Source organism: Alistipes sp. AM16-43 (genome assembly GCF_003435745.1).
Classification (GTDB): Bacteria; Bacteroidota; Bacteroidia; order Bacteroidales; family Rikenellaceae; genus Alistipes; species Alistipes onderdonkii.
This window is the reverse complement of sequence record NZ_QTUQ01000005.1, coordinates 115,740-135,129: the sequence shown is the minus strand read 5'-3', so window position 1 is coordinate 135,129 and position 19,390 is coordinate 115,740. Positions and strand designations below refer to the sequence as shown.

The 19,390-nt window shown below is 56.9% G+C and carries 17 protein-coding genes, 1 tRNA gene and 1 pseudogene; 7 read left to right on the top strand and 12 right to left on the bottom strand.

What is annotated here, in order from left to right; genetic code table 11:
• Positions 1 to 13: 13 nt before the first annotated feature.
• The 4 genes from thyA to DW189_RS10550 form a co-directional block, all read right to left on the bottom strand.
• The gene (thyA, locus tag DW189_RS10565; RefSeq protein ID WP_117508054.1) at positions 14 to 913 is read right to left on the bottom strand and encodes a thymidylate synthase; all 900 of its coding nucleotides are present in this window, start codon (positions 911 to 913) and stop codon (positions 14 to 16) included.
• Positions 910 to 1,647 carry a UDP-2,3-diacylglucosamine diphosphatase gene (locus DW189_RS10560; RefSeq protein ID WP_117508052.1) on the bottom strand — a complete coding sequence of 246 codons (738 nt, stop codon included), beginning with the start codon at positions 1,645 to 1,647 and terminating at the stop codon, positions 910 to 912. Before DW189_RS10560 ends, thyA begins: the two co-directional genes overlap by 4 nt.
• A complete protein-coding gene (locus DW189_RS10555; RefSeq protein WP_117508050.1) occupies positions 1,647 to 2,789 on the bottom strand; it encodes a TlpA disulfide reductase family protein in 1,143 nt (380 codons plus the stop codon). The genes DW189_RS10560 and DW189_RS10555 overlap by 1 nt, the downstream gene beginning before the upstream one ends.
• Before the next feature lie 62 nt (positions 2,790 to 2,851).
• Positions 2,852 to 3,538, bottom strand: a complete 687-nt coding sequence (locus tag DW189_RS10550) for a DUF4290 domain-containing protein (RefSeq protein ID WP_022333490.1) — start codon at positions 3,536 to 3,538, stop codon at positions 2,852 to 2,854.
• 193 nt (positions 3,539 to 3,731) lie between these two features.
• Here DW189_RS10550 and DW189_RS10545 point away from each other — a divergent pair, with 193 nt between their 5' ends.
• Positions 3,732 to 4,865 carry a sigma-54-dependent transcriptional regulator gene (locus DW189_RS10545; protein ID WP_117508048.1) on the top strand — a complete coding sequence of 378 codons (1,134 nt, stop codon included), beginning with the start codon at positions 3,732 to 3,734 and terminating at the stop codon, positions 4,863 to 4,865.
• 7 nt (positions 4,866 to 4,872) lie between these two features.
• On the opposite strand, the gene DW189_RS14630 is transcribed toward DW189_RS10545, so the two are convergent.
• From DW189_RS14630 to DW189_RS10520, 5 genes and pseudogenes are all read right to left on the bottom strand, one after another.
• Positions 4,873 to 5,037, bottom strand: a complete 165-nt coding sequence (locus DW189_RS14630; RefSeq protein WP_232045627.1) for a hypothetical protein — start codon at positions 5,035 to 5,037, stop codon at positions 4,873 to 4,875.
• Between the two features lie 370 nt (positions 5,038 to 5,407).
• Positions 5,408 to 5,976: pseudogene (locus DW189_RS10535) on the bottom strand (hypothetical protein).
• A gap of 81 nt (positions 5,977 to 6,057) precedes the next feature.
• Positions 6,058 to 6,663, bottom strand: a complete 606-nt coding sequence (locus DW189_RS10530) for a TetR/AcrR family transcriptional regulator (protein WP_018696690.1) — start codon at positions 6,661 to 6,663, stop codon at positions 6,058 to 6,060.
• Between the two features lie 135 nt (positions 6,664 to 6,798).
• Positions 6,799 to 7,449: an HAD family hydrolase gene (locus tag DW189_RS10525; protein ID WP_117508209.1), complete on the bottom strand. Its 651-nt coding sequence runs from the start codon at positions 7,447 to 7,449 to the stop codon at positions 6,799 to 6,801.
• A gap of 13 nt (positions 7,450 to 7,462) precedes the next feature.
• Complete coding sequence (locus DW189_RS10520; protein WP_117508046.1) at positions 7,463 to 8,923, bottom strand: Na+/H+ antiporter NhaC family protein; 1,461 nt, start codon at positions 8,921 to 8,923, stop codon at positions 7,463 to 7,465.
• 178 nt (positions 8,924 to 9,101) lie between these two features.
• Here DW189_RS10520 and DW189_RS10515 point away from each other — a divergent pair, with 178 nt between their 5' ends.
• Genes DW189_RS10515 through DW189_RS10500 form a run of 4 tightly spaced genes read left to right on the top strand, consistent with a single transcriptional unit; the run spans position 9,102 to position 12,910 of the window.
• Positions 9,102 to 9,314, top strand: a complete 213-nt coding sequence (locus DW189_RS10515) for a DUF4492 domain-containing protein (protein ID WP_018696693.1) — start codon at positions 9,102 to 9,104, stop codon at positions 9,312 to 9,314.
• A gap of 9 nt (positions 9,315 to 9,323) precedes the next feature.
• Positions 9,324 to 10,895: a cytochrome ubiquinol oxidase subunit I gene (locus DW189_RS10510; RefSeq protein ID WP_117508044.1), complete on the top strand. Its 1,572-nt coding sequence runs from the start codon at positions 9,324 to 9,326 to the stop codon at positions 10,893 to 10,895.
• A gap of 6 nt (positions 10,896 to 10,901) precedes the next feature.
• Positions 10,902 to 12,053: a cytochrome d ubiquinol oxidase subunit II gene (locus DW189_RS10505; protein WP_117508042.1), complete on the top strand. Its 1,152-nt coding sequence runs from the start codon at positions 10,902 to 10,904 to the stop codon at positions 12,051 to 12,053.
• A gap of 20 nt (positions 12,054 to 12,073) precedes the next feature.
• On the top strand, positions 12,074 to 12,910 hold the full coding sequence (locus DW189_RS10500; RefSeq protein WP_117508040.1) for a hypothetical protein: 837 nt from the start codon (positions 12,074 to 12,076) through the stop codon (positions 12,908 to 12,910).
• A gap of 84 nt (positions 12,911 to 12,994) precedes the next feature.
• Here DW189_RS10500 and DW189_RS10495 read toward each other — a convergent pair whose 3' ends face one another.
• Positions 12,995 to 13,864 (bottom strand): enoyl-ACP reductase, encoded by an 870-nt coding sequence (locus tag DW189_RS10495; protein ID WP_117508038.1) that lies wholly within the window; start codon positions 13,862 to 13,864, stop codon positions 12,995 to 12,997.
• 185 nt (positions 13,865 to 14,049) lie between these two features.
• On the opposite strand from DW189_RS10495, the gene DW189_RS10490 reads away from it, so the two are divergent.
• Positions 14,050 to 16,092 carry a DEAD/DEAH box helicase gene (locus tag DW189_RS10490; protein ID WP_117508036.1) on the top strand — a complete coding sequence of 681 codons (2,043 nt, stop codon included), beginning with the start codon at positions 14,050 to 14,052 and terminating at the stop codon, positions 16,090 to 16,092.
• Between the two features lie 308 nt (positions 16,093 to 16,400).
• Here DW189_RS10490 and DW189_RS10485 read toward each other — a convergent pair whose 3' ends face one another.
• The gene (locus DW189_RS10485; RefSeq protein WP_117508034.1) at positions 16,401 to 17,600 is read right to left on the bottom strand and encodes an AAA family ATPase; all 1,200 of its coding nucleotides are present in this window, start codon (positions 17,598 to 17,600) and stop codon (positions 16,401 to 16,403) included.
• Between the two features lie 591 nt (positions 17,601 to 18,191).
• Between DW189_RS10485 and DW189_RS10480 the strand changes: the two genes are divergently transcribed.
• A complete protein-coding gene (locus DW189_RS10480; protein WP_174760534.1) occupies positions 18,192 to 19,202 on the top strand; it encodes a nucleotidyltransferase domain-containing protein in 1,011 nt (336 codons plus the stop codon).
• Between the two features lie 73 nt (positions 19,203 to 19,275).
• Here the strand turns inward: DW189_RS10480 and DW189_RS10475 are convergent.
• Positions 19,276 to 19,360, bottom strand: a tRNA-Ser gene (locus tag DW189_RS10475).
• Positions 19,361 to 19,390 lie beyond the last annotated feature (30 nt).

The window sequence follows — 19,390 nt, the reverse complement described above, 5'->3', positions numbered from 1 at the left end:
ACGGATTGCGCGCTCAGAACGACATCGGCGCCTTGATCGCCGGCCAGGGATCGTAGCCTTCGAGCGTGAAATCCCCGTAGCGGAAATCGAAGAGCGATTTCACATCGGGGTTCAGCCGCATCACGGGCAGCGGCCGCGGTTCGCGCGACAACTGCTCGTCGGCCTGTTCCATGTGGTTCAGGTAGAGGTGCGCGTCGCCGAGCGTATGGACGAACTCGCCGGGTTCGAGGCCGCATACCTGCGCCGTCATCAGCGTCAGCAGGGCATACGACGCGATATTGAACGGCACGCCCAGGAACGTGTCGGCGCTGCGCTGGTACAACTGGCACGAGAGCCTCCCCCCGGCCACGTAGAACTGGAACAACACGTGGCACGGCGGCAATGCCATGTCCCCGATCTCGGCGACATTCCAGGCCGAGACGATGATGCGCCGCGACTCGGGATTGTGCCGTATCAGTTCGACCGCCTGCGCGATCTGGTCGATGAAGCGGCCGTCGGGCTTGGGCCAGCTGCGCCACTGATAGCCGTACACATGGTTCAGGTCGCCGAACCGATACCCTTCGACGGGCGATTCGACACCGTCCTGTGCCGCACGCAGGAACGTATCCCGGTCGACGGGCAGCACGCCGTGGCGCACGCAGAGTTCGTTGTAGTAGCGGAAAGCGTCGTTGTCCCAGATATGGACGCCGTTGTCCACGAGGTACTTGATATTGGTATCGCCCGCCAGGAACCACAGCAATTCGTGGATCACGCCTTTCAGGAATACTTTTTTGGTCGTCAGCAGCGGGAAGCCTTCGGAGAGGTCGAAACGCATCTGGTGTCCGAAGACGCCTTTGGTGCCGGTGCCGGTACGATCGCCGCGGACGACGCCCTCGGCTTTGATCCGCCACAGCAGGTCGAGGTATTGTTTCATCTCTCCAGCATTTTTAAAATCATTCCGCCCGATGCGTCCAGCACGGCGCACGAAGGGTATTTCTCCCAGCACCCCAGGTTTATCACATGCAGGCCCTGCTCGCGGTAGTCGCGCGGGAAATGCATGTGCCCGAAGACGAAGTGGTCGACGTCGTGCTCGGCGGCATACCGGCGGGCATATTCGATCAGCGGCTCGGTAAGCGAGACGTCGAGTTCCTCGGCACCGTGCGATTTGCGCGACTTGCCGCTCCACCAGTGCCCGAAGCGCATCGCCAGGTCGGGATGCAGCAGCCACGAAAAGAGCCAGCGCAACGTCCGCGAGCGGAATACCGTATTGAGGAATTTGAGCACCGGCTGTCCGTCGATGTTCATGTTGTCGCCGTGGGCGATGAAGACGTTTTTATCGTTCAGGCGGAATTGCTGCGGCGAGGTATAGATCTCGACGCCGCATTCGCGGGCGAGGTAATCGCCGACCCACATGTCGTGGTTTCCCGTAAAGAATACCACCCGGATACCCCGGTCGGTCAGTTCGGCCAGCTTGCCGAGCGTCCGCACGAAGCCCTTGGGCACCACGCCCCGGTATTCGAACCAGAAGTCAAAGACGTCGCCCACCAGGAAAATCGCCTCCGCATCCTGCGCCGCATCGTCGAGCCAGCGCACGAAGCGCCGTTCGGTCTGCTGCGCAAACGCCTCGCCGCCTGCGCCCAGGTGGATATCCGATGCGAAATAGTACATCAACGGGTCAGTTCATCGAGTTTTTGTTCGAGGCTCTTGCCGTAAATATCCTTCCCGACGATATTCCCCTCCTTGTCGATCAGGAAATTGGCCGGAAGTTTCTGCACGTTGTAAAGTCCCAGCGACGACGATGCGCGCCCGCGCAGGTCGCTCACCGAAACCCAGGGAAGCTGCTGCTCCTGCACGGCCGAAATCCACAGGGGCTTCGACGTGTCGATGGCAACCTGGTAGACCTCGAATGCGACCGGGGCGTCGGCATATTTCTTATAGACCTCCTTCAGTTCGGCATTGAGCGTATTGCTGTTGCCCAGCTCGGCCGACCAGAAATCGAGCAGCACGACTTTCCCCGCGAGCGACGAGAGGCGTACCTTCTTGCCGTAGATGTCCGACAGCTCGAGGTCGGGATACCCCGCCTCGGTAATCTGGGACGACAGGCTGATGCGGGCGTCCATGCGGGCGATCTCCCCCATGAGCGATTGCAGGTAGGGCGATTCGGGATAAGTCTGTTCGATGGCCTCGGCCACCGTGCGGTAATAAACCACGTCGCTGTCGCCGTTGAACAGGTATGTATCCCCGGGCAACCGCTGGTAAAGGGCATAGACCGCCGCCAGCGACGCTTTATTCTCGATGATGAAGCGCAACTGTTCGCGGCGGATACGGTAATATTCGGCCGTGTACTCCTTTACCAGTGCCTGGCGGTCTTCCTCGGACAGCGTTGCCTTGGCAAACTGCGAGGCGATGTTATCCAGCCGCTGCGCGCCCGAAACGAAAGCCTGGTAGAACTGCCGCAGCAGTTCCGACTCCTTCGAACCTTCGACCGTATAGTTGCGTACGACGCTCCCCACCGAATTCAGGGAAAGTTTCTCGCCGCCGGCGAGGAACAGCGGAATGCGTTCGCCGTTATATATTATATTATAAAGCGACGGGGTCTTCGTCACGCCCTTCAACTCGAAACGGTAGTTCCCGTCCTTGTCGAGCACCGCGGAGTCGATCACCGACTGCGTCAGGGGCAATACCTGCTCCAGATAAACATCCTTGGCATCGTTACCTACGAAGCGACCCGAAATCTTCACCTTCGACGACTGGCATGCGCACAGCATGACGGCCGTGGTCAGGGACACGAAAAGCGTTTGTTTATTCATTTATCCTTGTTATCGCAGTTAAATGCTTACAAATATAGCAAAATTCCGGATATGCGCACTTTTTATTTCGACGAATTGCGGTGTGCGCCGTTGTTTTTCGAGAAATTGCGCCCGTGCTGCTGGTTGCGGTTTTTCTGCGGGCGCTGCTGCTGACGCTGCTGCGGCCCCTTCTGGGGACGTGCCGTAAAGTGCTGTTTATAGTCACTTCGGAGATTATTTAATGCCACTTCATCGATTTCGATCGCTCCGCCGGACATGCGTTTGATGTCTTTTACGATCACTTCGTTGTTGGGATGCTCCTGGTTGTACTCGTAGCTCTTCGTGCGCATGTAGCGGGCCAGGTTGTCCACCGTGCGCGCCATGGTACGCCGGTCTTTTTCCTCGGAAAGCCCGGCGATCATCCGCTCGACATACTTGCCGTAATGCTTATAGGAGATACGCCCCTGCGTGTAAGCCATGCGGCGCGGCGTAATGGTCAGCTCCTGACGCGAAGGCTGCGGGTATGGAGAATCCACATCGAGCTGGAAATCAGACATTATGAAAAGGTGATCCCACAGCTTGTGGGTGAAGTCGGCCGTATCGCGCAACAGGGGGTTCAGGTTGCCCATCACGGCGATCACGGCACGCGCCTGGCGGTTGCGCTCGCGACGGTCTTCGATCAATTGCAACGAGTCGATCATCTCCTGGATATGACGCCCATACTCGGGCAGGTACAACTTGCGTCGTGTGTAATTATAATTCTTTTTCATATTGTATTTGCGGTTCTCCGCACTGTTTCAATCCGTCCGCCGGAGCGTCCGGCAAGCCCGTTGCGGTAAACCGATTCAAGACGTTTTTTCCGACTTTCCACCCCATCCGGCAAGACCCTACAAGATTGGTTTTACACCGCAGAAAGTCATAACTTTGGGACAAAAGTAGGTAAAATTTCAGGAAAAACAAGCTATGGCAAAGGTTTTAATTTTAGACCAATCAAAAAGTATGCGAAACACGCTGCGCGAGCGGCTCGAATACGAAGGTTTCTCGACAGAGGCCGCCGAAGACGAAGAGGCGGCCTCGAACATGTGCGAGAAAATCCCGTTCGACGTCATCCTGTCGGACACCGGGTGCAAAATCCCCGACAAGGGCGTCCCGTTCATCGTGCTGTCGTCCGAGGCGTCAATCGACTCGGCCGTGGAGGCCGTACGCAACGGCGCCCAGGACTATCTGACCAAACCCATCGACATGAACCGCCTGCTGCAGTCCATCCACCGCACGATCGACGACCCGGCCCCCGCGCCCGCCCCCGCGGCGGCCCCGGCACGCCGCACCCGCCGCGGGCACAATGCGCAGACGGAGCATATCATCGGCACCTCGCCCCAGATCGAACATGTCCGCCTGTTGATCGACAAGGTCGCGCCGTGCGAAGCGCGCGTGCTGATCACGGGCGAAAACGGCACCGGCAAAGAGCTGGTCGCACGCTGGCTGCACGCCAAAAGCAACCGCGCCGCGGCTCCGTTCGTCGAGGTCAACTGCGCGGCGATCCCCTCGGAACTGATCGAAAGCGAACTCTTCGGCCACGAACGCGGCGCCTTCACCTCGGCCATCAAGCAGCGAAGGGGCAAGTTCGAACAGGCCGACGGCGGCACGCTGTTCATGGACGAGATCGGCGACATGTCGCTGGCGGCGCAGGCCAAGGTGTTGCGGGCGCTTCAGGAAAACAGGATCAGCCGCGTAGGCAGCGACAAGGACATCGAGGTCAACGTACGCGTCATCGCCGCCACGAACAAGAACCTGCGCGAGGAGATCCGGAAGGGCAATTTCCGCGAAGACCTTTACCACCGCATCGGAGTGGTCGTCGTGCGCGTCCCGGCGCTGCGCGAACATGCGCAGGACATCCCGCTGCTGGTCGACCATTTCATACGCACAATTTGTGCCGAATACCACATCCCGGCAAAACGCATCGAGGACGAAGCGCTTGCCGAGCTGCAAACGATGCCCTGGAGCGGCAATATCCGCGAACTGCGCAACGTCATCGAGCGGCTCATCATACTCAGCGAGGAGCGCATCACCCCCGCCGACGTCAAGGCCTACTGCTGACCGAGGCTCAGAACAGCACCCCGACCTTCAGCAGGAGGGTGCCGTGGCTGAGCTGCTCGGCAAATTCGGCGGAGAACCAGCAGCCTTCGTATTTCCGGAGCCGCTCCAGCCGCTGCAACTCATAGCCCGCCGCGAAGAACAGGTGTACCCCGCAGCGCAATGCATACTGCACCCCAGTTCGGGATTGAGCAGCAGTCCCCCGTTGGCATCCCTGCGCGGTGCGAAAGCATATCCGGCGGCGCACCCGGCATAGGGCGTAAAGCTGCGGCGGCGCATAAGCAGGAACTTCGCATCGGCAAAGAGCGGCACGAGCGTTTTTTCATAGCAGGAAACCCCCGTTCCGGCACCGACCGAAAACCGGCGACTCACATTGTAATGACCCGTCACGCGCCAGACGACGGGCACCGACGACGGACGGGTCAGGCCGAAACCCGTCCCTACGGACGCCGAACAGGAAAAGCGGGGCAACTCCTGCGCCGGCACCTCGGCGGCAAGGAAAGGCAGCACGCACAGCGCCGCGGCCAATACTCGGGATCGCCCCGTCATCGGACACGGATCGTAATGCGTTCCACGATCCGGAGCGCTGAAGTGAGCCCCGAAATATCGGGGTCTATCCCGCCCGAACTTCCGTCGGGACTGCTGTGGCCGACCAGCACGGCTTCGAACTCCTCGCTGCCCGACGACAGGTCGACGTCGGCGGCATAGACCACGGCCGGCTGGCCGCTCCCGTGGCACCCGATATGCCGTCCGCCAGCGGTTCGCTTTTCGTCGGCAGGTAAAGCCCGTCGGCATATTGCACACCCCGGCTATGGCACCAGTGAGGCAGCGCCTCCCTGCGGCGGTTTCCGCCCGCCGCCAGCCAGGACTGGGTGGCGATTTTGGAACTCGCGTAAACCGTGGAGAGGTAGCGCCCCTGCGCATCTTCGATCCAGACCGCGATCTGGGGCGGGTTCTTCCTTTTAATCCCCAGGAACAGGGGAAAATCATGCAGCCATGCGTCGCCCCGTTCCACGACAATTTCCACGCTTCCCTTTTCGTATTCGACCAACTCCTTATCGCAGGAACCAAGCAATACGAACGGTAAAATCCATGCCATTGCCATCTTTCTCATTGTTTTTGGTTTTCATTTTGTTACCTATTGGTAACATTTGTTGTAAAAAAAATACACACTCTTTCCCGGGCCGCGGGCCGGTCATTCCTTAAAAGTCTTGTCGATCAGCAGGTCTATCCCGAGGACGATCTGCTCCCAGCCGGCAGCCTCTCCGATCGGAATCCCGTTGTAAACCGGGCAATATTCCTCCAACAGCACAAGGTAGGTCACCGAAGCCGTCAGGAAAGTAGCCAGCACGGCCACCTCCGACTCGGGCAGCCCGGTTTTCCGCGACACCCGGGCGATCAACTCCAGCCCGGCCTGCTCGCGCTGCCTGCGGAGCGCCGCCACGAGTTCGTTCTTCGAGGACAACTCCCAGCGGTACAGGCGCCTAAGCGTAGGGTCGCCGTGCAAACGCCCGATCATCGTGCGGAACGTCTTTTTCAGAAATTCGGGCAAATGCGCGCGGCCGGGAATGTCGAGCGGAAAATTGATCCAGAAATCGTGCTGCCGGATATAGGCGGCCAGCAGTCCGTCCAGCGAACCGAAATAGCGGTAGATAAGTATTTTCGAGACTCCGCAATGCGCCGCGACGGCATTGACCCCGAGTTTCTCGAAACCATCCCTGCGGATCATCTCGCCCACCGCTTTCAGCATACGCTGTTCGGTAGCATCCCGGTCACGCTCGGTATTGTTGTTCTTTGCCATATGTTACTATTCGGGAACAAATATATGTCTTTTTTCCCGGAATCATGCAACTTTCCGGGAATATTCACATATTCGGCATAAATTGAGAAGAATCCGCAAAAGGATCCGGACTGCCGGACAACCGCGGCACCCGGACTATAACAACTCCAATATCTTGGCCGGATTGTCGACGATGTACCGCGCCCCGGCCTCCTCGAGCTCGGTGCGCTCACGAAACCCCCACGTCACCCCGACCGAGCGAACACCGGCGGCCGCGGCTGTCTGCATGTCCACGCCCGAGTCGCCGACATAGAGCACCCGCTCCTTCGCCACGCCCGTAAGCACAAGTATCTCCCCCACCACCGCGGGGTCGGGCTTGAGCGGCACGCCCTCGCGCTGGCCGAAGACAGCGGCGAATTCGACACCGGGGAAAAACAACCGGATCAGTTTTTCCGTTCCGGTCTGGAACTTGTTGGATGCCACGGCGATACGGACACCTCGTCTCACGATCTCCGCAACCAGTTCCGGAATTTTTTCGTAGGGTTTCGTATAAACGTCGATATGCTCGGTATAATATTTCACGAAATCCGCGCGCACGGCCGCGACCGTATAAGGCGTGCGGAGCTCTTCGGGCAATGCCCGCTCCACGAGCCGCATGATGCCGTTGCCCACGAAATGGCAGTATTCGTCATAGGTATGCTGCGGCAGGCCGCGCATGGCCAGCACGGCATTGCATGCGACAGCCAGGTCGCCGATCGTATTGAGCAGCGTGCCGTCGAGGTCGAATATCACAAGTCCGGTATCCATCTTATATTCCATATTAATGCGGATGCGCCGCAGTACCTGCGGCTCTTTTGATCTTCCACCCGATGGCCGCCACCGCCAGCGACATCAGGGGACTGACAATATTGAAAATACAGTAAGGCATGTAGACGAATGTGGAAACACCCAGCACGGTGGCCTGCGTCATGCCGCACGAGTTCCACGGCACCAGCACGGAGCAGACCGTGGCCGAATCCTCGACCGAGCGGCTCAACAGCCGCGGTTCGAGTCCCCGCTCCGCATAAAGTTCCCGGAAAAGGCGCCCCGAAAGGATGATCGAGATATACTGGTCGGCGGTGCAGAGGTTGAAGAAGATGCCCGCGCCGACGGTCGAAGCCACGGCCGAGAAGGCACGGCGCACGAAACGCAGGAAAACCGACGTCAGCGACCCCAGCATCCCGCTGCCGGTCATCACGCCGCCAAAGCACATGGCGCAGATGATGAGCCATACGGTATTGAGCATACCCGCCATGCCGCGCGTAGCAACCAGCTCGTCCAGCTGCGGGCTTCCGGTAGGGATCGCCGTCGGGCCGAAGCAGCTCATCAGCACGCCCTTGAACCCCGACATGAAATCCAGCCCTCCGACTCCGGCCACCTTCGCCACCAGTTCGGGCTGCGCCAGCAGCATGGCTATGCAGGCGAAAACCGCGGCGCAGAAGAGCGTCACGATGGCCGGGAGTTTGCGCACGATCAGCACGCCCGTCGCCACGGGCACCGCCAGCAACCAGGGCGTGATGCGGAACGTCCCGCGCAATGACTCGGCATACATCCCGGCATGCGTGCCGCCCGTATGGTCGAGCGTCAGCCCCGCGATGACGAAAACCGCCAGCGCGATGACGAACGACGGGACGGTCGTATACAACATGTAACGGATGTGCGTGAAAATCGGCACCCCGACGGTCGACGAGGCAAGCACCGTGGTATCGGACAGGAGCGAGAGCTTGTCGCCGAAATAAGCGCCGGAGATGATCGCGCCCGCGATCCACCCTTCGGGGAAACCCATGGCCTGCCCGATGCCCATCAGCGCCACGCCGATCGTGGCGATCGTCGTCCACGAACTGCCGGTCATCAGTGAAACGCCCGCGCAGATGACGCACGAGGCAACCAGGAAGAACGAGGGGTGCAGGATCTTCAGCCCGTAATAGATCATCGTCGGCACCACGCCGCTCACCATCCACGACCCGGCTATGGCGCCGATCAGCAGCAGGATGATGATTGCCGAAGCCGAAGCCCGGATGTTGTCGATGATCGCCTCTTCCAAGACCGCCCACTTGCAGCGGTAAATGCCGATGGCCAGCATGACGCAGACCGACGTGGCCGACAACAGTGCGATCTGGCTGCCGCCGTTGATCGCGTCCCCGCCGAAACAGCGGATGACCACGTAAAGCAGCAGCGTCAGCACCGCCAGCGGCAACACCGACACCCACGGCGAAGGCTGTTTGGCCGCATATTCTTTCATTTCCGGATTCCCATTAACCATACGGACGGCAAAAATACGAAAAACTTACCACATATCCGCACGCCCGGCACCGGGGATAACCATTTCCGACCGGAAGATATGCGCGTGCAACTTTTCCGGGCGCATTGTTTTTTATTTCCGAAATTTTATCTATTTTTGGTAAAAGATAGCGACGGATATGGCGGCACAAACAATCAAAAAGATCTTCCGGTTCTACCTCGACGGGTTCCGGAGCATGACAGTAGGCAAAACCCTGTGGGCCATCATCCTGGTCAAGCTGTTCATCCTGTTCGCAATCCTCAAGGTATTCTTTTTTCCCGATTTCCTGGCCGGGCAGAGCCCCGAAGAGCGCAGCCGTTCGGTCATGAAAGAACTAACCCCCGACAAATAACCATCGCTTATGTTATCTGATTATCTACAAACAGTCGACTGGTCGCGTGCGCAATTCGCCATGACGGCCATTTACCACTGGCTTTTCGTCCCGCTCACGCTGGGGCTGGGGTTCATCATCGCCATCATGGAGACCCTTTACGTCCGCACGGGTGATGAGTTCTGGAAGCGCACGACCAAATTCTGGATGCGCCTGTTCGGCATCAACTTCGCCATCGGCGTGGCAACGGGCATCATCCTCGAATTCGAGTTCGGCACCAACTGGTCGAACTACTCGCATTTCGTGGGCGACATCTTCGGTGCCCCGCTGGCCGTCGAAGGCATCATGGCCTTCTTCATGGAGAGCACCTTCATCGCCATCATGTTCTTCGGCTGGAACAAGGTCTCGAAAGGCTTCCACCTCACGGCGACATGGCTCACGGCCATCGGCGCGAACCTCTCGGCACTGTGGATCCTGGTCGCCAACGCCTGGATGCAGCACCCCGTGGGATGTACGTTCAACCTCGAAACCGTACGCAACGAAATGACCTCGTTCTGGGAGGTACTCTTCTCGCCCGTGGCGATGAACAAGTTCTTCCACACCATCACCTCGTCGTTCGTGCTGGCGGCACTGTTCGTCGTGGGCGTCAGCGCCTGGTATCTGCTCCGGCACCGCGAACAGAAAATGGCCCGCAAGAGCATCGCCATTGCCTCGGCCTTCGGCTTCGTATTCGCGCTCGTCACGGCGATGACGGGCGACAAGTCGGGCGCCGTCATCGCCCGCGTGCAGCCGATGAAACTCGCAGCCATGGAGGCGCTCTACGACGGGCAGCAGGGTGCGCCCCTGACGGCCATCGGCATCGTGAGGCCCGAGGCGGAACGCACTTCGAACGAGGACGCATTCTATTTCAAGATCGACATCCCGAAACTGCTCTCGATCATGAGCTTCCGCGACGCAGACGCCTATGTGGCGGGCATCAACGACCTGGTGAACGGCAACGAGAAATACGGCGTGATGTCGGCCGCGGAGAAGATGGAGCGGGGCCGCGTCGCCGTGGGTGAACTGGCCCGTTACCGGGCGGCGCTCGAGGCCGGCGACCAGGCGGCGATCGACCAAATCACCGCCAAGTTCGACCCCTCGAAGCCCGAAGGCGAGGAGTTCCTGCGCGAATATTTCGCCTATTTCGGGTACGGCTACCTCGACACTCCGCAGCAGGTAGTCCCCAACGTACCGCTGCTCTTCTACTCGTTCCGCGTGATGGTCGGTGCCGGGTGCTTCTTCATCCTGCTGCTGGGCGTCATCTGGTGGCTCAACCGCAAGGACAAACTGGCGGACAAGCGATGGTTGCTGCGGGTCGCCGTATGGTCGATCCCGCTGGCCTACCTCGCTTCGCAGGCCGGCTGGGTGCTGGCCGAGGTCGGACGCCAGCCGTGGGCCATCCAGGATCTGATGCCCGTGGGCATCGCGGCCTCGAAGATCGGCCCCGGGTCGGTATCGGCCACCTTCTTCATCTTCCTCGCGCTCTTCACGGCGCTGCTGATCGCCGAGCTGAGCATCATGTTCCGCCAGATCAAAATCGGGCCCGAAAACGAAAAACAGTAAACGACTATGGATACCCTGGTACTTTTGCAACACTATTGGTGGCTGATTATCTCCCTGCTGGGGGCACTGCTTGTATTCCTGCTCTTCGTACAGGGCGGGCAGGGGCTGCTCTACGACATCGGCAAGACCGAAGAGGAACGTAACATGCTGGTCAACTCGCTGGGCCGCAAATGGGAATTCACCTTCACGACGCTCGTAACCTTCGGCGGCGCATTCTTCGCCTCGTTCCCGTTGTTCTACTCCACGTCGTTCGGCGGCGCGTTCTATGTATGGATGGCGATCCTGCTGGTCTTCGTCATCCAGGCCGTGGCCTACGAATACCGCCGCAAACCGGGCAACGTCTTCGGCGAAAAGACATTCAACGTATTTCTGATGATCAACGGCATCGCCGGCCCGCTGCTGCTGGGCACGGCCGTCGGAACACTTTTCACGGGCGCGAACTTTACGGTCGACCGCCTCAACCTGGCCAACGGCGCCGGAAGCGGCAGCGCAACGGTGATCTCGCAGTGGACAACCCCGTGGCACGGACTGGAAGCGCTTACGGATGTCTCGAACGTCTTTCTGGGCATTGCCGTGACATTCCTCGCCGCAACGCTGGCCTGCCAGTATTTCATGAATAACATCGACGACAAGACCATCCTCGAACGTGCCCGCCAGCGGATGATCCCCGCAGCAGTCTGTTTCGTGCTCTTCTTCGTAGCGTGGCTCGGCATGCTGCTCTTCGCCGACGGCCGGGCGGTCGATGCCGCAGGCCGGATCTCCATCGAGCCGTACAAGTACCTGCATAACTTCATCGAGATGCCTTACCTCGCCGTGGTGCTGCTCCTCGGCGTGGTGGCGGTACTATGGAGCATCGGACTGGGCTGGCGCGGCCGGCGCAACGCCATCTGGTTCGGCGGTGCGGGTACGGTACTGACGGTACTGGCGCTGCTGCTCTGCGCCGGATGGAACGACACGGCCTATTACCCGTCGCTGGCCGACATGCAGTCGTCGCTGACGATTTACAACTCCTCGTCGAGCCTCTTCACGCTCAAGGTGATGTCGATCGTCTCGCTGCTGATCCCCTTCGTCGCAGCCTACATCTGGTACGCATGGCGGGCGATGAACCGCAAGCCGATCACCCGCGAAGAGATCCGCGGGGACGACCACCAATACTAATACCGACTGCCTCCGACCGTATGAAATATAGTATAATATTACTCCCGCTTGTATTCTGCAGTTGCGGTTCCCGTCCGGGAAAAGCAACTGCAGAACTGCAGGCCACGCCCCCGGCAGCCCAAAGTCCGCAACCGACAGACCGCCCCGCCACGGCAAAAGACGCAGGCCGGCAGACCTGCCCCGTCTCGGTAGAAGATACGGTTCGCCGCCAGCTCGGCGGCAAACTGTTCTTCTCCGAATTTTCCAACTTCAACCCGGCCGACTCGATAACCGTTATCGAAACTCATTACCGCAAGGCGGAAGGAAAGGAACTCTACCGCGAATACCGGTTTATCACCCACAACCGGAACAGTCCCGCCCACAGGTTCTTCGAGAGCCGTTACCTCGATTCGGTCTACATGTCTTATTTAAACGACCCAAGCTATCGCGATTTTTATGACCAGATGCTGCCCGACTCTGTAAAATCTGAATACATCGCCCCGGAAATCCGGAATTTCAACGGCTATTGGGTCAATCTGAAGGAATACAAGGGTGATTATTACCTCGATGACGACTGGTCATGGCACATTTCGTTCCACATTGCTGACAGCGTCAAAACAGATCTCTATATGGACGGGCCCTATCCCCGGAAAATCAGGACGGCAACAATGCTTCCCCAGGGCGGCATATTGCTCCACTACCACAGGGCCGATTCGCTGCACTCCTACAAGTACGACTCGCTGCATATCGAGGCCGTCGACATCCAAAGGGGCGTCTACCGGCTTTCGGGCGAAAGCGACTATTTCGCGGCTCCGGCGCAAGCCGTACACAATTTCGAGATCATCCAGTACGCCAACAGCACGGGAGATATATTTTAAACCGGCACGAACAATGATTTCCCACATATTGATAAAAGGGAAAGCCTGAAAAGGCTTTCCCTTTTATTCAAGCATCTCCGCCAGCTATTCCGCGTTCTCGCCGAACGGGTACTGGTTCTGGTGCACGTCCTCGAAACGCATCCCCTTTTCGTAGGTCTTCATGGCGCGGCGGCTCATACCCATCGACGCGAAACCGCCGTCATGGTAGAGGTTCTGCATCGTCACTTTGCGCGTAAGATCCGAGAAAAGCGTCAACACATAGTCCGCGCAGTCGGTAGCCGAGGCATTGCCCAGCGGCGACATGTTCTCGGCGAAATTCATCAGGTCGCCCATCCCCAGCACGCCGCTTCCGGCCGTGGTCGGCGTCGGCGACTGCGACACGGTGTTGATGCGCACGTGCTTCTCACGGCCGTAGATATACCCGAAACTGCGGGCGATCGACTCCAGCAACGCCTTGGCATCGGCCATGTCGTTATAACCGTAGAGCGTACGCTGTGCCGCGATATACGAGAGCGCCACGATCGACCCCCAGTCGTTGATGGCGTCCTTCTTGCGGGCCACCTGGATCGCCTTGTGGAACGAGATCGCCGAAATGTCGAGCGTCTTGGAGAGGTAATCGTAATCCAGGTCGTCGTATGTGCGCCCCTTGCGGACGTTGGGCGACATGCCGATCGAGTGGAGCATGAAGTCGAACTTGCCCCCGAAATGTTCCATCGTCTTGTCGATTAGGTTTTCCAGGTCTTCGACGCTCGTAGCGTCGGCCGGGACGACGATCGTATTGCATTTTTCAGCCAGCCGGCCGATTGTACCCATGCGAATAGATACGGCAGTATTCGTAAGGACGATTTCGGCCCCTTCTTCAACGGCGCGTTCCGCCACTTTCCATGCGATCGACTGCTCGTTGAGTGCTCCGAAAATAAGGCCCTTCTTGCCTTTCAATAAATTGTATGCCATCCTATTTAGATTAAAAATTCGGGCAAATATAACAAAAATATTTGAAACGGGCGAACCGCTGTCCCTGCAAACCGCGGCAAACGGCATGTCCCCGAACCAAAACGCGGGTTGTAAATCACGGTTTTTTCACGTTTTACACATTTTTCGGCTTTTTATCGTACCTTTGTGCCGAATAAAACATGCACATGACCATTACAGACGATTTCAGCGCCCTGGGGCTTTCCGAGCAAATGCTCGCCGCAGTCCGCGCCAAGGGATTCGAGACGCCCACCGCAATCCAGAAGCTCACCATCCCCCACCTGCTCACAAAACCCAACGACATCATCGCGCAATCGCAGACCGGCACGGGCAAAACCGCAGCCTACGGACTGCCGATACTCCAGACCCTCGAACCCGCCCGCGGGCCGATACAGGCCATCATCCTCGTACCGACACGCGAACTCGCACTCCAGGCGGCCGAAGAACTGCTCTCCTACAACCGCGAAAAGCGGCTCTCGATCACGGCCATTTACGGCGGTGCGGCGATGAGCGAACAGCTGCGGCGCCTTGCCAAAGGCATCGACATCGTCGTCGGGACACCGGGGCGCGTGCTCGACCACATCCGCCGCGGCACGATGAAACTGGAAAACGTCCGTTACCTCGTGCTCGACGAAGCCGACGAGATGCTCAACATGGGCTTCGTGGAGGACGTCGAAGAGATCATGAGCCACACCAGCGACGAGCGGCGCGTGCTGCTCTTCTCGGCGACGATGCCCGAGCGCATCATCCGGCTTTCGAAAACCTACATGCGCGACACGGAGATCGTGCGCGTGGAACACAAGCAAATCACGGCCGACCTCACGGAACAAATCTATTTCGAGGTACGCGAGGCCGACAAGTTCGACGCCCTGACCCGCATCATCGACGTCGAACCCGAATTCTACGGCATCATCTTCGCCCGCACCAAGATCGGCGCCGACGAAACCGCCTCGCGCCTGACGGCGCGCGGCTACGCAGCCGAGGTGCTGCACGGCGACGTGTCGCAGGCACAGCGCGAGAAGATACTCCGCAAATTCCGCGACCGCACGATCAATATCCTGGTGGCTACCGACGTGGCCGCCCGGGGCATCGACGTGGGCAACCTGACCCACGTTATCAACTACTCGCTGCCGCAGGACTCGGAGAGCTACGTGCACCGCATCGGCCGCACGGGCCGCGCCGGCAAGCAGGGAACGGCCATCACGTTCGTCTCGCCCTCGGAGTTCCGCGGCCTGAATAACCTGATGCGCGACATCAAGGTCGAGATCAAACGCGAAACCCTCCCTTCGCCGCAGGACATCGTAGAGATGAAACGGCTGAAGATCAAGGAGGAGATGCAGGAGATCGTCGAAAACGAAAGCTACGACGGTTACAAGGAATTCGCCGAAGAGCTGCTCGCCGAACATACCCCCGACATAGCCCTGGGTGCGCTGCTGCGCCTGGCGTTCCGCAGCGAGCTCGACCAGAACAACTACCCCGAAATACGCTCCTTCTCGGTCGACCGCAAGGGGACGGCACGGCTGTTCCTGGCCGTGGGCAAACGCGACGGCTACACGGCACGGAAGCTGGTCGACATGCTCAAATTCAAATGCGGCCTGCGCGACAAATATATCAACGACGTCCAGATTTCGGACAACTTCTCGTTCGTGAGCGTCCCGTTCCGCGATGCCGAGGAGGTCGTCCGCAAACTCAACCGGCTGAACCGCGGCCGCCGGCCGATGGCCGAGATCGCCCGCGACGGGGAAAACGGGGCGCAGGAAGCCCCGGTTCGCAGGCCCCGCCGCACAAAAACCGAGGATTACCAGGCCGCCGGGCAGACATACGCCCCGGCACCGAAAAAGCCGGCGCGGAACGTGAAGCCGGCAACGCCCGTCCCGGCAACCCCGACGGCGTACGCCCCGGCGCCCGCCCACGACGAAACGGTACACGCAGAACCCTCACACGACGAAACGGCATATGACCCAACGTCATCGCCGCGCCGGAAGCTGAAAACCAAGACCCAGCCCCACCCGGACATCCCCGATTTCAGCAAGATGCCGAACGAAGGTTTCGACTGGTCGGCATTTATGAAATTCGACGAAGGCACGGCATGGGGACGCGACGAGAATGGCAAAGGCAAGGGCAAAGCGACCAAAAGCGTCCGCAAGACCCCGAAAAAGACGGTCACAGCCGCCCAGCGGGTCGCCGCCAAAGGCAAGAAACGGAAATAACGGTTCCGGAAAGGACACCGGGCGGTATCTTTTCTTCCGTCCGCCCATATACCACGAAACGCGGTTGCAGAATATCTGCAACCGCGTTTCGTTTGGCGGAAAGAGAGGGAACAGAACCTTTCCCGGAATCCACCGTATGTCAGTCTTTTATACTTTGAACTCAATTTAAGTACACCGAATAAGCCACAGACGATTTGCATCGTTTTATCCTGTGCTGCACTTGGTTAGGACAAAGAAAGTGATTTACCCTCAATGTGGCAAATTATTTATTACAATCTTTTTTATAGATTTCACAATCACTATGGTGATTACTCAACATAGTTATTTATCAACTTTATTAGACTAGGCATTCTCGGATCATTGAAAATATAGATACCTTTACCCACTCTTCTTAATATTGTAGAATAACCGTCAGATATAATCGTATTAGACAAAAAATTATTCAATTCTTGTTGAGAGATAGTTTCGCCAGTAACTTTACTATAATTATTTTTCAACTGTGCGGCTTCAAAAATATCTTCACCGCATATAGCAGCCGCAAGTAGTATATTTTTATTTCTTTCTGTCTTTTGGCCATAAACCGCCAATTGATACTTTTCTCTTAATTCACCCTCAATATCGTCAACAGCTCTTTTTACGGCAATCTTAAATTCTGACATTGTAACTTCTGATGAATCTTTTGCAATAGCTTCCTCTGCTGATTTTAGGGCAAGTAGCTGCGTGAAATAGGGAAATCCGGCACTTGATTTAATAATAACTCTTTTTACTTCATTTGAGAATTTAATATTGAGACGTTCCTCTCCTTTTATTAGAATATCTCGTAGTTCATTATCTGACATTCTATCTAATCGGACTTCTTTGAGGCAACGTTGAATAGATGGGTGTCCTCCTGTTAGTTCAGATGCAGTTTTAGATATACCAACAATGAAAATAGTGAACTTTGAATTATTGTCACTTAGTTGCTTAATCAATTCAGCTATCTTTTTTTTATCATTTGGATTTAGTAGGACATCTATTTCATCTATTAAGAAAACACTTTTTTCATGAGCAACTTTTTTTGCAACCCAACTGGGCGAATTTATATTGTCGTATGTAACAACTTCTATATTATGTCCTTTACTGAAACTAAGTAGGTTCCATAAAATGGATAATCCCCACGATTTATTCTTCTTAAGAATACATTCGATATTTAATTCTTCGAATAGATGCATAATTATAGAAGAGAACGTATCCCCACTATCACAACGCTTGATATAAAAATTTGGAATAATACGTTCCATTGTTAAGATACTACAAGTAATACTTGATAGCGATGTTTTGCCAACACCTCTATCTCCATATAGTAGAACATGTAATCCACTTGTCCCTAAACACTCGATAATCTTATTGACTTCTTCCTGTCTGCCGCTAAACAATTCAATCGAATCAATAGGTTTATTGGGGATAAAAACGTTTCTTACTCCTGATCTACGAATTAGATCTTCCCTGTCAAGCATTATAGTGTCCATGGTCTTTATTGGAAGTATTAGTACCCTATGTATTAGGGGTTAGTATGTTGTAAATATAGTCAAATAATTTGTATTTAGGATTTCCTTTGTTTAGATATTGTCAGAATAATTTCTTATCTTTGCCTTTGACAAACACTATAATATTTTCATTCCCGCGTACAAGCCACTAAATATTAGAGCTTGATAGTGCAGCGCCGTTGGAGTTTAGCGACCCGCGAACGGTAAATAGTATGCGGGAAACTGTGTAGTGTTTGTCACCTGCACTATCATTTTTTGTTTTATGACAAACACTACACAAGTCACTCGCTCCGGCAGTGCAGGCCAACAGGCCCAGTCCCGCAGGCGGTTTCCGCCGTGCAACCTCCCGATCCGTCTCCATTTCCACCCGCCCGATTAGCAAACGACTGCTAACCAAACCTTTATTCTCTTTGTTGTGCCCCGTTGCACGATAAGGACAGCCCTTTTTATGCCCATCGTATCCGCTGCCACAGGCAGCGGCAGGCCGAAGCCTCCCCCGGCGGAGGTCTGCAAACACGCTGCGCATGTTTTCAAACCCCGCAGGCTTCGTCTGCAATCTTAAAATCAAACAAAATGGAAACGAATCAAAACCCCGCGCAGGAACAGCCTGTGCAACCCATAGTCCCCCAAACCACGCGGGCCGCGCAACAGCCGGACATCGAACAGATCGTCGCTCCCGCCATGGAACCGGCACAGCCCGCCGCGCAATCTGCCGCGCAACCCGCACCGCAACCGCAACCGCAACCCGGGCGCCCCGACGAACTGCTCTACGACCCCAACGAAGCGGCGCAGATGATCCGCCACCTGACGGACGGCTATTTCGACCCGGAATACGTCCTGCTTTTCGGAAAGCTGGCCGGCGGCACGCCCCACAGCGATGCCGTGGCCTACGACCTGCTGATGGTCGTGCGCGAAACGCCGGAATACGACTGGATTCGGGCAAAACGCATCCTGCGGTACAGGATGCCGTACCGCTACCGGAAGGTCTCCTACATCAATCCCTATATCCTGCCGTTGAACTATGTCGAATCGCATCGGACGCCGTTCCTCTACTTTGCCCATGCCGAGGGTGAACTATTGCATTGCAGCGACCACTATCGGTTTCGCCGCCCGAAGCACCCGATCGATTTTGCCAAAGCCCATGCCGACGCCAAATTCCATTTCGACACGTTCCGCACGCTCGGCAACGACCTGCTCGAACAGGCGCAGGATGCGTTTGCCGGGGGCCGCAACGTGCGGCTGGCGGCACAGTTCTCGGCGCAGGCGATCGTCTATTTCTACCACACGCTCTACTATGTCTATCACGGTATGGAATTCGACATCCATGATCCGGTCGTGATGCACGACCGGATGCGGACGCTTTCGACAAAGCTGATGCTGGTATTCGACGACAACCATATCGAAAACATTTTCACGCTGCCATGGCTGAAACAAATTTTGATGAAAACGCCGTATAGCGCCGAATTCTACATGGCTCCGCAGGAATTGGAAATGCACATGGGGCGTGTTCAAAAGGCTGCCGAAATAATCGAAAACTACTGCGGACTGCGGCTGGAACTCTATAAAGAACTGGGCACGCAATAGGCCACCCCGACACCTGAATAAGACAAGAGGGGCTGTGATAGCCCCTCTTGCTGTCGATTCTTCATACATTCGGCGGAAAGAGAGGGATTCGAACCCCCGGAGCCTTGCAGCTCAACGGTTTTCAAGACCGCCGCAATCGACCACTCTGCCATCTTTCCGGGGACAAAAGTAGCACGGTTTTTCCATTC